Origin of the sequence: Thermodesulfatator indicus DSM 15286 (genome assembly GCF_000217795.1) — a bacterium.
GTDB lineage: Bacteria > Desulfobacterota > Thermodesulfobacteria > Thermodesulfobacteriales > Thermodesulfatatoraceae > Thermodesulfatator > Thermodesulfatator indicus.
The window spans coordinates 2,292,763-2,306,201 of the sequence record NC_015681.1 but is presented as its reverse complement, the minus strand read 5'-3'; the positions used below and the strand labels follow the sequence as shown (position 1 = coordinate 2,306,201).

The window sequence follows — 13,439 nt, the reverse complement described above, 5'->3', positions numbered from 1 at the left end:
GAAATTCTTTTGTTCTTTGATGGACCAGAATATAAAAAAAAGCCAGAAGACAAGAATTATTAACACTAAGGCCAAAAGGATTTTTCGGCCAAGCACAGAAATCAAAAAAACCTCCTAATTTAAAGGCAAAAATGTTAACATTTCTGTTACAACTTTAACCCCACATTTACTCTTTTTCCATATACAAAGAAAATAAGTCAAAGTGAAACAAGCGAAAAATAATTTGAAAGGAGCCAAGGCTTTATGAACAAAAGTAGCTTGATTTTAGGGATAATTGTCGGGATAGTAGTTGCTGCCTTTGGTTCTCTAATTGCTGCCTCCAAAATAGTTTCTTCTAATGAGGTGAAATTTTGTGCATCATGTCATCCAATGAAAACTTTTTACGAAACTTGGGAAGCCAGTGTGCATGGTCCTGCTCAAAAAGGCGCTATGAAGGCCAAATGTGCGGATTGTCATCTGCCCCATGATGGTTTTACGAATTATTTGATAACTAAAATGAAGGCGGGATTAAATGATTACCTTGCCAATATGCAGGGCAAAGGAAGTACTCCCCAATATTGGCTTGAGCGCTGGGCCAAACAAGGGGCTGACAAACACGTTTATGAGTCTAGCTGTCGCAAATGCCACCAGGAATTAGTTGCTCCCGGAATCCCACTTAAGGCCTTTAGTGCTCACCGTCAATATGAATTAGGAATGACTAAAGAAACATGTATTTCTTGTCACCGTAATGTAGGCCATGGCAATTTAATGATGGTGATGCAGGAGAAGGCAGCTTCCCAAAAGCTGGCTAAAAATGAAAAATAAAAGTTAAGGAGGATTGTATGAGGGTAGGCAGGGTTTTTAGTATTTGTTTTCTATCCATGTTTTTTGTCTTAGGGCTAAGCCTAGTTCAGGCTCAGGCCCAGAAGCAGTACACTAATCTGGCTGGCAAAAAATTAGTTATTATCAGGGGGTATTCTAAAGAAGCCATTCAATGTATTGAGTGTCACTCTAAAAAAACCCCTGGCATTGTGGCCGACTGGAAGATGAGCCGCATGGCCCATGCCGGTGTCTCCTGTTATGACTGTCACGTAGTGCCTAAAAATTCTCCTATGGCCAGTCAATGTGCCGGTATTAAGGGGACTAACATTTATACCTCTCCCCTGGTTTCACCTAAGACCTGTGCTAAGTGCCACCCTTCAGAAGTGGAACAGTTTGAAAAAAGCGCCCACGCTAAAATGGCCAGTGTACCGGTGGTAGAAAGTAAAAAAATGGCAAAACTTATGTACCATTATGAAGGTGGAATATTTATGGGTGTTCCTGAAGGAGACCCACGTACCACTGCATCCAAACGTACTGGTTGTGCAGATTGTCACGGTGGGAAAATAGAACTTGGTCCTGATAACAAGCCTCTTCCTGGCACCTGGCCTTCTGGTATTGGTCAGCGTTATCCAGATGGTAGTGCCGGCAATTGTGCTGTTTGTCATACTCGTCATAAGTTTAGTATAGCTGAAGCACGTAAGCCTACTGCTTGTGATAAGTGCCACATTGGTCCTGACCATCCGAACGTGGAAACTTATTTAGGTAGCCAGCACGGTAAGCGCTACCACGCAGAAGGAAATAAATGGAAGTGGGATTCTGCTCCTGATGCCTGGGAGCCTGGTGATTACTCCGCTCCAACCTGTGCTACTTGTCACATGAGTGGAATTGGTGAACTGGCTACTACCCATAACGTGGCTGAACGTCTGAAATGGCGCCTTTACTCTCCTATTAGTGATATCCGTAAGGGTGCTCGTGGTGACGGTATGAAAGGCCGTGAAAATATGAAGAAAGTTTGTATCAACTGTCACTCTCCTCTTCACACCGAATCTTTCTTCAAAAACCTTGATGATGCCGTGGCGCTTTACAACACCTATGCCAAGAATGTTCAAAAGATGTTGGCTGACCTCAAATCTAAAAATCTGTTAAAAGATGACCCTTGGAAAGATCCCGTGCAGGAGCTCTGGTATTACCTCTGGCATCACACCGGACGCCGCGCTCGTATGGGTTATGCCATGGGTGGGCCAGACTGGTCACACTGGCATGGTTTCTTCCAGATCTTCCAGTTGTATAAAGACATTGAAGATCTGTATAACTACCGGATTAAGCACGGAAAGATTGAAGAACTTAGCCCGGTCATGTCCACAGGTCCGTATTAATAGCTGTTACGGAGGCGTTTCAAAAGGGGTGGCCAAGCCACCCCTTTTTTATTGGTTATCATTTCGTTATGAGATAGCTTAAACTATAGGATATTCTTTTGTTTCTTGAATCCTTTTTTCGTGAACGTTTACGATATCTATTTTGAGTAAATCTTCAGTAACGTGAAGTACGTTAAAAGAAGGGTAAGAATAACCTTTGAGACGGCGCGATGTAGCTGTACCTGCGGTTATGTAAAAGGTCTTTTCTAACTGCCATATCCAGGGATAATGTTTATGGCCAGATAAAACACAATTTATTCCTTCCTCAACGCAAATTTTTAGTACATCGCCGGCATCAACGGGTATATTTCTCTCCCGTCCAGTGTAAGGAATAGGTATTAAATGATGATGTAAACACATTATTTTAAATTTACTTGAACCTCCAAGTTTTTCTCTAATCAAGTGATAGTTTTCTCTGCCCACATGACCGTCATCAATATCTGGTTCAGTTGAATCTATACCCAGAAGTACTACCTTTTCGTTCTCAAAATATGGGAAACGGCTACCAAAAAATTCTTCAAACACTTGATAGCCTTCATTTCTGGCGTCATGATTCCCAGGTACAACAAAAGTGGTAAATTTTATTTTCTGCAAAAAATAGTGGGCCAGTTCATACTCATACAAGTAACCATCATCAGTTAAGTCCCCAGTTACTACTACATAGTTTGGTTTAAGATCTTCTAACAAGTCAATAAGATTTTCTCCCCAAGGTTTCATATAGTTATAGCCACTTACGTGTAAGTCTGAAATGTGGGCCAATTTAAACATGGTAATCCTCCGCTTTTTTTGAGGAAAATAATGAATATATTTTACACGAAGATGACTTCTTAATAGCAACTTTGTGACATTAAATCTCAAGATTTCTAGTAATGGAATCACTAAATAGGCGATAGTTGAGTCATTACGAGCGAAGCGAAGCAATCCTTGTCCCGAGCGCAGCGAAGGGATTTCTAAGACTGCTTCGGCCTCTAACGAGTCCTCGCAGTGACAGCGTAAGGTTACTTTGCTTTAGCGATTATGTCAGCGGCGATACTTTGTCGTGTAAAAATACTCGGATTAATAGTAGAAATAAATTTTAATTTTTTGAGCTCCGAAAATCTCTTAACCAGCTCTCCCCTTAACAAAATCTTTGTTTCTTATAGTCAGAATTTTCGTAAAATGTCTTATCTTGGCTTAAAAACTTGCAAGCCTTTTATGTAGGACTTATAACTTTTCCAGTAGATCTTCTAATGTGCGTTTTATAAAACGTAGGCCGTAAAGCTCTTCATTACTCAAGGGTTTTTGGTAGTCAATTACCATTAAAATAGCTGGCAATTTATGAAAGGCCACAGGTAGATAAACACGGCCATCGTAAGCTACAATTTCATTGCTCATAAGAAAACGTTTAAAAGACCCCTCTTTTATTTCTTTTTCACCTTGCGAATCCATCTGGAAAAATCTTTCTCCTTCACGATATATCAGTTGACCCTCAGCAGAAAGTTCTTCACAAAGGCTTGTTAAAAACTTTTGGGCTAGATTTAGGGCCTCTTCAGGTAAATAAGGGCCAACTTTTACGTCAGACAAAGAAGGTTTGGCCGAGATTTCTATTTTTAGTTGACTTAGAATTGGGTCTGGCAAATGGCCAGCGTTTTTAGAAAAATTTTTGATAACTTCGTCAACTTCGTCCAGAGAGTGAAAGAGGTTCTCCCAGCCAAGAGGCCCTTTTTCCGCTACGATGCCTGCGGCCATAAGATCAGCGTAAAGGCAAAGGTGTTCAAGCCTTTTTGGACGAATAAAAACTTCTCGTCCTTCCAAATTATTCAAAATAAACTCGGGGAAATTCCATTGCTTGGCCAGTTTTTCTCCCACCACGTAAAAGGCTTCTTTTCTCTGGCGCGGGGGTAAGCTTTTTATCTTTTCATAGTATTCCGGGCTATATAGGAGCAAAATCAATCGTCCCAGGCGTTTTAAAAGAGTAGCTAGATAAGCTTCTTCGGCGTTTAAGTTCTTTTTTAGCGCTGCTTTTCCGGCAAAATGCGCCGCTAATATGGATATGGCCAATTCTCTACTTAGTTCCTTGTTTTTAAGGTCTTCTTTGGAAAAATGAGGACCTTTAGCCAGGCTCTTTAAATTTTCATAGCCAAGAAGAGATATCACTCTCGAAATAGTCTTCATGGGGAGGCCCATGGGATTGTAAAAGACCGAGTTTCCCGTACGCAAAAGCTGACAACAAAGCCCAGGGTCAAGAAGCACAATTCTTACCATGCGTTCTGTGGTCGGATAGTATTCAAGCCTGAGCCTCTCAAGGGCAAGTGCCGTTTCCTCAAATGAAGGAAGATTGGCTGTGCGCTTGTATTTGTTTATTAAACGTAAAGTTTCGGCTTTCATCTATATTCCTATCGGCATGTTTCTGCCCAATACTCAAGGCCTTTCCAAAAAAATTCAAAATCTTTGGCCTTGAGAATCAAAGGCAAAAATTTGCGTTTGTAAGGCATGGATTTCAAAAATTTGGGAGCAAATGTTTTTAGTATTCGTAATCGTTCTTCTTGAGAACGATACTCTGATAGATAAAAGTCAAGTTTTCGCAAAAGAGAGAGACGACCATAAAAGTTAAGTTCAAATTCCTGCGCTAGTTTCCATTCGGCAAAAATCCAGGTTCGGGTCAGGGCGGCGCGGCCGATGAGAACTCCCTGGGCCTTGGTTTCGCCAAAAAATATCCCCAGGTCTTTCAGGCAAGTTATATCCCCACTTCCGTAAACTTGGGCCTTCCCCTTAGCCAGAATAGCAAGGTCTTTTATTCTTTCCCAGCGGGCCTTACCGCTAAAACCCTGTTTGGCCGTGCGAGGGTGAAGGACAAGTATATCCACACCTGCCTTAAGAAGGGTCTCAGCTATCTTTTCAAGCTGGTCTTCTTTTAGGCCAAGTCTAAACTTAACGGAGAAATCTACACCAAATCCGTGGCTTATTTCGGAAAGAGTGCGGGCAAGGCGAAATAGTCTGGGTAGGTCTCCTAGAAGAGCGGCTCCTCCTCCGGTTTTTAGGACTTTGGGGGCCGGGCAACCGGCGTTTAAATCAAGGCCATCAGGCCTAATTTTGGTTAAAACCAGTTCTGCTGCTTTGGCTAGCTTCTTTTCATCGTAGCCGTGGAGCTGGAAACGAATTGGCCGCTCAGCTGCTGAAACATAACTGTTCGGTAAATCAAGGCCTTTGGCCAAAAGGGCGTCCGCACTGACAAGCTCCGTCCAGGTAAGGTTAGCACCGAGTTCGCGGGAAAGCCTCCTAAAGGCGCTTTCGGTAAAACCAGCCAGAGGGGCTAGGGCAACTATGCGCTTGCTCATAAAACCCTGCCCCTCTTGGCCTATTCTTCTATTTTTTCAACCCTTACGGCCTTTCCTTCGCGCCGTGGAATCTGCCCCTCAGGAAGAAGGATCACCTGGGCCCTAAATCCTAAGTAATTGTAGATTTCCTCTTCCAGGCGTTTTTTAAGGGTTTCATCAAGGGTGCGGCTTTCCACGAGAATTTCTATGAAATCTTTGCCTTCTTTTTTACCAATTCTTATCAAATAGTCGGGAAGGGTTTCCGGATGGGCCATGATGATCTCTTCAATCTGACGAGGATAGAAGTTAACCCCTTTGACTTTTAGCATATCATCAGTGCGGCCCTTAATGCGGGCAAGCCGCAACATGGTGCGCCCACAGGCACAGCGCCCTCTTGAGACTACTCTGGTAATATCCCTGGTGCGATAGCGTATCAGGGGAAGGCCTTCACGGGTTAAAGTGGTTATTACCAGTTCGCCTTCTTCGCCATCTGGTAACAGTTCACCGGTTTCAGGGTCAACAATTTCCACGATGTAATGGTCTTCCCAAACGTGAATGCCTGCTTTGGCAATACAATCAATACCTAACCCTACGCCTCCGGTTTCTGTCATGCCGATTATATCAAAGGTCTCTATGCCCATTTCTTCTTCTATGAATTTACGGGTCTCGTTACTCCAGACCTCGGCCCCAAAAATGCCCACTCTGAGTTTGCTTTTTTTAAAGTCAAACCCTTCGGCCTTGGCCACTTCAATAAGGCGTAAAGGATAGGAAGAAATAGCCGCTATGGCGGTAGTGCCGAAGTCTTTGATAAACTTAAGTTGCATAAGAGTTCGCCCTGGGCCTATGGGTACTACAAAGCAGCCAATTCTTTCGGCTCCATAATGGAAACCAAAACCGCCGTTAAAAAGGCCAAAACCAGGGGTTATCTGAAAAACGTCCTTGTGGGTAAGGGTGGCTGCCGAAAGACAGCGAGCCATAATCTCAGCCCATTGTTCCACGTCTGAACGGGTGTAAGGATTGATAACCGGAGTACCGGTTGTGCCTGAAGACATGTGAAAGCGCACGAAGTCTTCTTTGGGGGCGCAGGCTAGTTTAAAGGGATAAGCCTCTCTTAGTTCGTCTTTAGTAATAAAGGGGAGATTTCTGAGATCAGCGAGGGTTTTTATGTCTTCAGGGGAAAAATCTCCAAATCTCTGGAAATAGGTTTGATTATTTTCCTGAATATGTCTTAGGGTAGCTCTAAGTCTTTTAAGTTGAAGTTTTTCCAGTTCTTCGCGGGGTAAAGTTTCAAGCCTTGGTTGATACATATTTCCTCCTAAGAAGATATTTCTCTGGCACGAGCTACAGCGCGTTTGAAACCTTCACGGGCCCTTTCAATATAAACCTCGTCAATACAAAAGGCCAGGCGAATATGCCCTGGACCACCAAAACCACGGCCAGGAACCGCAAGAATGAGTTCTTCTTGAAGAAGTTTACAAAACTCTACGTCATCAATAGGTGTTTTGGGAAACACGTAAAAAGTGCCTTTGGGTTTTACGAATTCAAGCCCTGCTTCTTCGAGTACCTCACAGAAAAGGTCTCTTCTCCTTTCGTAGATGGCGATGTCAACTACTTCTTCAGCACACTTAGCGGCCAGACGCTGGGCCATGGCCGGAGCGTTAACAAAACCAAGGATGCGGTTAGCTAGAATAAAGGCCCCCATGAGTTCATCGCGGTTTTGGGCCTCAGGATGCAAGGCCAGAAAACCTATGCGTTCACCAGGTAAAGATAACTCTTTAGAAAAACTAGAAACCACAAGGCTTTGGTCGTAGTAAGGGAAAATAGGGGGTGTTTCCCGACCATCAAACACGATATGGCGGTAGGGTTCATCAGAGATAAGAAGGATAGGATGGCCAATTTCTGAAGACTTCTTTTTCAATAAATCAGCCAGGCCTTTTATTTCGTCAAGTTCATATAGCTGGCCAGTGGGGTTATTGGGAGAGTTGATAAGAATAGCCTTAGTTTTTGGAGTGATAGCTTCTTCTATCTGGGCGAGATCCAGAGAAAAATCGGGTTTGGTAGAAATTGTTTTAGGTACACCGCCGTGATTTTCTATGTAAAATTTATATTCTACAAAAAAAGGTGAGGGGAAAATAACTTCATCTCCCAGGTCCAAAATGGCCTTAAAAATAACATTTAAGGCCCCGGCGGCTCCACAGGTCATAACCACACATTCCATGGGCACGGCGTATCTTTGCTCTTTGGAGACCTTTATGGCCATGGCTTCACGGGCAAAAGGAAAGCCAGCGTTTGGCATATAAGCATGAAGAGAAGGAGCATCTTCTTCAATTATTTCTTCAAGGGCTTTATTAACGGCCGGGGGCGGAGGCACATCTGGGTTTCCGAGGCTGAAATCACATACCCGTTCAGGGCCGAACTTGGCCTTAAGTTTAGCTCCTTCCTCAAACATCTTTCTTATCCAGGACGCGCCAGCTAGATACTCTTTTATTTGGTTAGATAACATTTGAACCTCCTTGTACTTTTTTGTTTTTAAACCTTTTCTAAAATGAGCCGTCAAGGTTATTATAAGACCATGGAAAACAAAGAAGGCAATGTCAAATTTAAGCTTTTTGGTATTTTAAGGCTTAATTACCGGCCGAGCGAGGGAGAAGTTCCTGTAAAGGGGTCTATAACTTTAACCCAGCTTCTAAAAGAATTAGCCGATAGATACCCGGGAATTCAGGAAAAACTCCTTGAAGATGAAAAGCTTCGCCCGGGAGTAGTTCTTCTGGTTAATGGGAAAAACGTCTTGCATTTAGAAGAACTGGCTACCCAAATAAAACCCGGCGATACCGTAGTTATTTTTCCCCCAGGAGCTGGAGGATGAACATCTTTGATCGCCAGAAGGCCATTTTTTCTCCCGAAGATATGGCTCGTCTCAGAGCTTCTACCGTTATGATTGCCGGGGTTGGGGGCCTGGGTACAGTGGTGGCCGAGGGTTTAGTACGCCTGGGTATTGGTGGGCTTATTTTGGTTGATGATGACCGCGTTTCGCCTACGGATTTGAACCGTCAGGTGCTCTACACGGCAAAAGATATTGGAGAATTCAAAGCTAAAATGGCCAGAGAGCGCCTTTTGGCTATCAGAGATGATGTTTGGATAGAGGCCTGGGTACAGCGTATTGAAAAAAAATTTGACATACCTAATAAAGTAGCCGGGGTTGTGGATGCCTTGGACAACTGGGAGAGCCGTTTTATTCTGGCTGATATGTGTGAGGCCAAGAGGAAATTTCTGGTTCACGCTGGCCTTTCAGGGGCCTTTGGGCAAGTAACTAGCTTTCTTCCAGGCAGCTCCCCTAAATTTAAAGACGTATTTGCCGGAGCGGCTCCAGAGGAACCCGCGGCCTTTTTTTCTATTTGTGCGGTGCTTGGTGGTATCCAGGCCTTTGAAGTGGTAAAAATCATTTGTGGCCGCGAAGATAATCTAGTGGGAAAACTTTTGCTGGTTGACCTTTTAACCTATCACTTTGAGGTAATACCGCTGGCCAGATAAAAGGCCTCTTTTATACCCTCTATACCCATTTGCACGGCAATAACCGCGAGAATTAAGCCCATAAGCCGGGTAATGACGCCGATCTTGGTTTTCCCAAGTTTTGAAGAGATAGTTTCTCCATAAACAAAACAGAAATAAGTGAGCAAGCATACAAAGCCAAAAACGGCTTCTATGATTATCAGTTCGTAAATGTTTGCCCTTTGGGCGGCAAAGGACATGGCCGTGGCAATAGTGCCTGGCCCGGTAAGAATGGGAGTGGCTAAAGGGGTAATAGCAATAGAGTCAGGATCGGCTTCTTCGTGTTCTTCTTCGCCTGGATGATGCTGGCGTGAAGTTTTTCCGCGCAAAAGATTATAAGCTATCAAAAAAACCAGGATGCCTCCGGCAATTCTAAAGGCGGGGAGTGTAATTCCAAAAAAGTGAAAGATAAAGTTACCTGCCCAGATAAACAAAGAACCGATTACAAAGGCCCAGAAGGTGGCCTTTTGGGCTACTTTCATTCTGACTTTTTCGTTAAATTCTTCTACCAGGCTAACAAATATGGGTACATTGCCAATGGGATTCATAATGGCCAAAAAAGCACCTAGGAGATGTAAAATAAAAGCTAACATATTTGCAATTTATGGATTTAGGGTTTTAAAATTAGTTTTTAACAAAACAATTTTTTAAAGGGGTGTCAATATGATAGTTATTTTGAAGCCGGATATAGATCCTGCTGGTCCTGAAGTTCAGCGTATTTTGGAGACTCTTCATTATTATCAGGGTATAACCACGCGCATTTCAGGTGTTACCGGAGAGGAGCGCAAAGTTATAGAAATTTATGTAATTGGGGATACTTCTAAAATTCCTGACGAAGAAATTGCCCATTTACCTGGAGTAGAAAAAGTAGTGAGAGTTTCCAGGAAATATCGCTTGATAGGCCGCCATACGATGGACCAAGAGGGAATCGGTTTTAAATACAATGGGCTTTATTTCAGCCAGGATACCTTTCATATTTTTGCCGGGCTCTGTGCGGTGGACACCCCTGAGCATGTGGAAATGATGTTTGCCGCTATGAAGGAAGTAGGCCTTGAAACGGCCCGCATGGGAGTTTATAAGCCTCGCACCAATCCTTATTCCTTCCAGGGCCACGGGCGTAAATGTCTTCCCTGGCTCTTTGAGTTAGCCGGTAAATACGGAATTCGTTGTATTGCTATGGAGGTATGTAAGGAATCTCACATAGACGAAATCTTTGAAGAATGGGAAAGAGCAGGGCGTCCCACTGGTATTATGCTTCAGATTGGTACCCGTAATGCCCAGAATTTTGAGTTGCTGAAAGCCGTAGGCAGCCAGACTGAATTCCCGGTCCTTTACAAAAGGGGTATGGGAATCACCATTGAAGAAAGTCTTAACGCCTGCGAATACATTGCCAGCGAAGGCAACCGAAACATTATATTCTGTTTGCGAGGAGTAAAAACCAATCTTGGAGATCCTCATCGTAACCTGGTAGATTTCGCTCATGTGCCAGTAATAAAGAGTCAAACACGATTGCCTGTTTGTGTTGATCCTACTCACTCTGTTGGAAGACGGTACTTTGGCCCGGATGGTATTCAGGAAATCTTTCACGCGGCGGCTCAAGGAGTAATAGCCGGGGCCAATATGATTCTTGTGGAATTCCATCCTCGTCCGGAAAAGGCCCTATGTGATGGTCCACAGGCCTTGACCCTTGAAGAACTTCCTCATTTTATTGAAGACATGAACATCGTCCGTGAGGCATATTTGCAAAGAAAAGATTTGGCTAATCGTTATGCTTTACAAAACATGGCGCCTAAAGTAGCCAGTTTATAGGAGAAGAAATGAAAAAACGTCTTCATTACATACAACACGTACCTTTTGAAACGCCAGGGGTAATCCTTGATTGGGCCCATAGTCGGAGTTTTGAAATAACTCACACTAAAGTTTTCTTAGATGAACCTTTCCCTTCGGCCCTTGATTTTGACTTCCTGGTTCTCATGGGCGGGCCCATGAGTGTGCACGATGAAGACCAATTTCAATGGCTCTCAGAAGAGAAAGCCTTTTTACGCAACATTATTGGTGAAGATGAAGAAAGAATAAAAATTCTTGGCATTTGCTTGGGAGCCCAACTCCTGGCCGAGGCCTTAGGGGCTGAAGTTTATCCCAATCACTACAAGGAGATTGGCTGGTTTCCAGTAGAGCTTACTCCGGAAGCAAAGGGGCTCAGGCTTTTTAGGGATTGGCCGCATTCTCTTGAAGTTTTTCACTGGCATGGAGAGACTTTTTCTCTACCGCCAGAAGCCATTCACTTGGCCCGCTCTGAGGCCTGTGAAAATCAGGCCTTTCTTTACGAAGATCGCATTTTGGCCTTACAGTTTCATCTGGAAGTAACCCCTGATCTAGTAGCTGGACTTTTAGAAAATAGTGCCGAAGACCTCGAACCCGGGGGACCTTATGTCCAGGACCCTGACACCATAAAAGGCCAGCCAGAACTTTATGAATTTTGCCACGAGTTGCTTTTTAAGCTTTTAGACCGTTTTATTCGTCTCTAGATAGCTTCTCCGCCAGGGCCAGGAATTTTTCAGGTGATAATTCTTCGGCCCTGGCGTTTGAAGAAACATTTATTTCTTCTAACAGGTTTCGGGCTTCTTCTTTGCTCAAACCAAGGGCCTTTAAATTAGTCACGAGTTTTTTGCGACGGCTTGCAAAAGAGGCTTTAAGGACTTTAAGCAATTCTTTTTCATTGGGCAGAGAATTATTTATAAATTTGATTTTTATAAGGCTTGAACGCACTTCGGGAGGGGGGTAAAAGCACCCTGGCGAAAGTTCCATTAGTTTTTTCACTTTGGCGGTTAGAGCCAGAAGGACGCTCAGCGGGCCGTAGTCCTTGGTGCCTGGCCTGGCCATAAGCCTTTCAGCCACTTCTTTCTGGAACATGAAAACACAGAAGTCAATATCTTTTCTTTCCTGAATCAGATTCCACAAGAGGCGGCTGGAAAGATAGTACGGCAGGTTGCCAAAAATAATAAGTTTTTCGCCTATCTCTTCGGCTAGAGCCTGATAGTCAAGTTTTAAAATATCGCCGTGTCTTATTTCCACATTTGGCGGTAGAAATCGTTCTTTTTCAAGGATTTCTATAAGATTTTGGTCAAGCTCAAAGCCTATTACCCTTTTGGCTACTTTTGCGAGAGCGTAGGTAAGGGTGCCAAGGCCAACGCCCAGTTCAACTACAGTTTTCCCCGAAGGCAATTCGCTCAGGGAGACAATTTTTTCGGCTATTTTAGGGTCAGCCAGGAAATTTTGCCCCAGGCTTTTTTTGGCCTTTAGTTCGTAGCGCCTTAAAAGCTCTCTGGCCAAGGGGATTTTAGAGGGAGAGTTTTTTAAAGTTGGCTCGGGCATAGACGTCAAGGTCAAGGGAGGCAAATTCTCCCCGTAAGTATTTATGATAACCACAAACTGCTATCATAGCCGCGTTATCCGTGCAAAACTCAGGGCTTGGCAGGTAAAGTTTAAAATTCCTTTTCTGGGCTTCGTGTTTGAGGGTCTCCCGCAAGCGTTTGTTGGCGGCTACTCCGCCGGCAAGCACTAAATGCTGGCAATTGGTAGCTAAAAGAGCCGCTACGGCCTTTTCTTTAAGCACTTCTACCACAGCCTTTTCAAAGGCGGCACAGAGGTCATGTATAGGAACGCTTAAACCCTTAAGTTTTAAGTCATTTACGTAATTTACTACGGCGGTCTTAAGCCCTGAAAAACTGAAGTCAAAACCTGGCTTATCAAGCATGGGGCGGGGCAGGGGAATTAGGTCAGGGTTTCCTTCTTCAGCCAGGCGGCTTATGATACGCCCGCCAGGATATCCGAGGCCTAGAAGCTTGGCTACTTTGTCAAAGGCCTCACCCGCAGCGTCGTCTCGTGTTTGCCCAAGAAGATAAAACTCAAGATAGTCCTTAACCCAGAAAAGGGCCGTGTGCCCTCCTGAAACCACCAGGGCCACAAAAGGAAAAGGCGGTTTTTCTTTTTCAAGAAATACGGCCAGTATGTGGGCGTTTATGTGGTCACAGGCTATTAGCGGGATTTTTCGACCATAAGCCAGGGCCTTGGCAAAAGAGACCCCTATCACCAGAGAACCAATTAGCCCCGGGCCGTTTGTTACACAAACGGCGTCTATTTCTTCAAGGCCAAGATTGGCCCTTTCCAGGGCCTCTTGCGTGAGGGGTAGAATGACTTCCATATGTTTACGCGAGGCAAGTTCAGGAACAATACCACCGTAGCGGCGATGGAGTTCTTCCTGCGAGGCCACCAGATTGGTAAGAATCTTTTCGCCGTCTTTTAAAATGGCACAGGCTGTTTCGTCACATGAAGTTTCAATAGCCAGTATTTTCATTAGACCTTTGATATTAATCCA

14 protein-coding genes are annotated in these 13,439 nt (G+C 44.0%); 6 read left to right on the top strand and 8 right to left on the bottom strand.

The window, feature by feature from the left end; genetic code table 11:
- Nucleotides 1-243 precede the first annotated feature (243 nt).
- A complete protein-coding gene (locus THEIN_RS11325) occupies nt 244-804 on the top strand; it encodes a cytochrome c3 family protein (RefSeq protein WP_013908802.1) in 561 nt (186 codons plus the stop codon).
- Between the two features lie 17 nt (nt 805-821).
- Nucleotides 822-2,177: a multiheme c-type cytochrome gene (locus tag THEIN_RS11320; protein ID WP_013908801.1), complete on the top strand. Its 1,356-nt coding sequence runs from the start codon at nt 822-824 to the stop codon at nt 2,175-2,177.
- Nucleotides 2,178-2,255: 78 nt separating this feature from the next.
- Here THEIN_RS11320 and THEIN_RS11315 read toward each other — a convergent pair whose 3' ends face one another.
- From THEIN_RS11315 to THEIN_RS11295, 5 genes are all read right to left on the bottom strand, one after another.
- Nucleotides 2,256-2,984 (bottom strand): metallophosphoesterase family protein, encoded by a 729-nt coding sequence (locus THEIN_RS11315; protein WP_013908800.1) that lies wholly within the window; start codon nt 2,982-2,984, stop codon nt 2,256-2,258.
- A 435-nt stretch (nt 2,985-3,419) separates the two neighbouring features.
- Complete coding sequence (locus tag THEIN_RS11310) at nt 3,420-4,583, bottom strand: HDOD domain-containing protein (RefSeq protein ID WP_013908799.1); 1,164 nt, start codon at nt 4,581-4,583, stop codon at nt 3,420-3,422.
- An 8-nt stretch (nt 4,584-4,591) separates the two neighbouring features.
- Nucleotides 4,592-5,533: a tRNA dihydrouridine synthase gene (locus THEIN_RS11305; protein WP_013908798.1), complete on the bottom strand. Its 942-nt coding sequence runs from the start codon at nt 5,531-5,533 to the stop codon at nt 4,592-4,594.
- A gap of 20 nt (nt 5,534-5,553) precedes the next feature.
- Nucleotides 5,554-6,819 (bottom strand): phenylacetate--CoA ligase family protein, encoded by a 1,266-nt coding sequence (locus THEIN_RS11300; protein WP_013908797.1) that lies wholly within the window; start codon nt 6,817-6,819, stop codon nt 5,554-5,556.
- Between the two features lie 8 nt (nt 6,820-6,827).
- Nucleotides 6,828-8,015, bottom strand: a complete 1,188-nt coding sequence (locus THEIN_RS11295) for a pyridoxal phosphate-dependent aminotransferase (RefSeq protein WP_013908796.1) — start codon at nt 8,013-8,015, stop codon at nt 6,828-6,830.
- A gap of 42 nt (nt 8,016-8,057) precedes the next feature.
- On the opposite strand from THEIN_RS11295, the gene THEIN_RS11290 reads away from it, so the two are divergent.
- Both THEIN_RS11290 and THEIN_RS11285 read left to right on the top strand, forming a co-directional pair.
- Nucleotides 8,058-8,378: a ubiquitin-like small modifier protein 1 gene (locus THEIN_RS11290; protein WP_083817701.1), complete on the top strand. Its 321-nt coding sequence runs from the start codon at nt 8,058-8,060 to the stop codon at nt 8,376-8,378.
- A complete protein-coding gene (locus THEIN_RS11285) occupies nt 8,375-9,043 on the top strand; it encodes a HesA/MoeB/ThiF family protein (protein ID WP_013908794.1) in 669 nt (222 codons plus the stop codon). Before THEIN_RS11290 ends, THEIN_RS11285 begins: the two co-directional genes overlap by 4 nt.
- Here THEIN_RS11285 and THEIN_RS11280 read toward each other — a convergent pair.
- Complete coding sequence (locus THEIN_RS11280; RefSeq protein WP_013908793.1) at nt 9,013-9,654, bottom strand: MarC family protein; 642 nt, start codon at nt 9,652-9,654, stop codon at nt 9,013-9,015. The genes THEIN_RS11285 and THEIN_RS11280 overlap by 31 nt on opposite strands.
- A gap of 70 nt (nt 9,655-9,724) precedes the next feature.
- On the opposite strand from THEIN_RS11280, the gene THEIN_RS11275 reads away from it, so the two are divergent.
- Together THEIN_RS11275 and THEIN_RS11270 are read left to right on the top strand one after the other, a co-directional pair.
- The gene (locus THEIN_RS11275) at nt 9,725-10,870 is read left to right on the top strand and encodes a 3-deoxy-7-phosphoheptulonate synthase (protein ID WP_013908792.1); all 1,146 of its coding nucleotides are present in this window, start codon (nt 9,725-9,727) and stop codon (nt 10,868-10,870) included.
- A gap of 8 nt (nt 10,871-10,878) precedes the next feature.
- Nucleotides 10,879-11,589, top strand: a complete 711-nt coding sequence (locus THEIN_RS11270) for a type 1 glutamine amidotransferase (protein ID WP_013908791.1) — start codon at nt 10,879-10,881, stop codon at nt 11,587-11,589.
- On the opposite strand, the gene rsmA is transcribed toward THEIN_RS11270, so the two are convergent.
- Nucleotides 11,576-12,436, bottom strand: coding sequence for a 16S rRNA (adenine(1518)-N(6)/adenine(1519)-N(6))-dimethyltransferase RsmA (gene rsmA / locus THEIN_RS11265; protein WP_013908790.1), 861 nt, complete (start codon nt 12,434-12,436; stop codon nt 11,576-11,578). The genes THEIN_RS11270 and rsmA overlap by 14 nt on opposite strands.
- Nucleotides 12,402-13,418, bottom strand: coding sequence for a tRNA (adenosine(37)-N6)-threonylcarbamoyltransferase complex transferase subunit TsaD (tsaD, locus tag THEIN_RS11260; RefSeq protein WP_013908789.1), 1,017 nt, complete (start codon nt 13,416-13,418; stop codon nt 12,402-12,404). Before tsaD ends, rsmA begins: the two co-directional genes overlap by 35 nt.
- Nucleotides 13,419-13,439 lie beyond the last annotated feature (21 nt).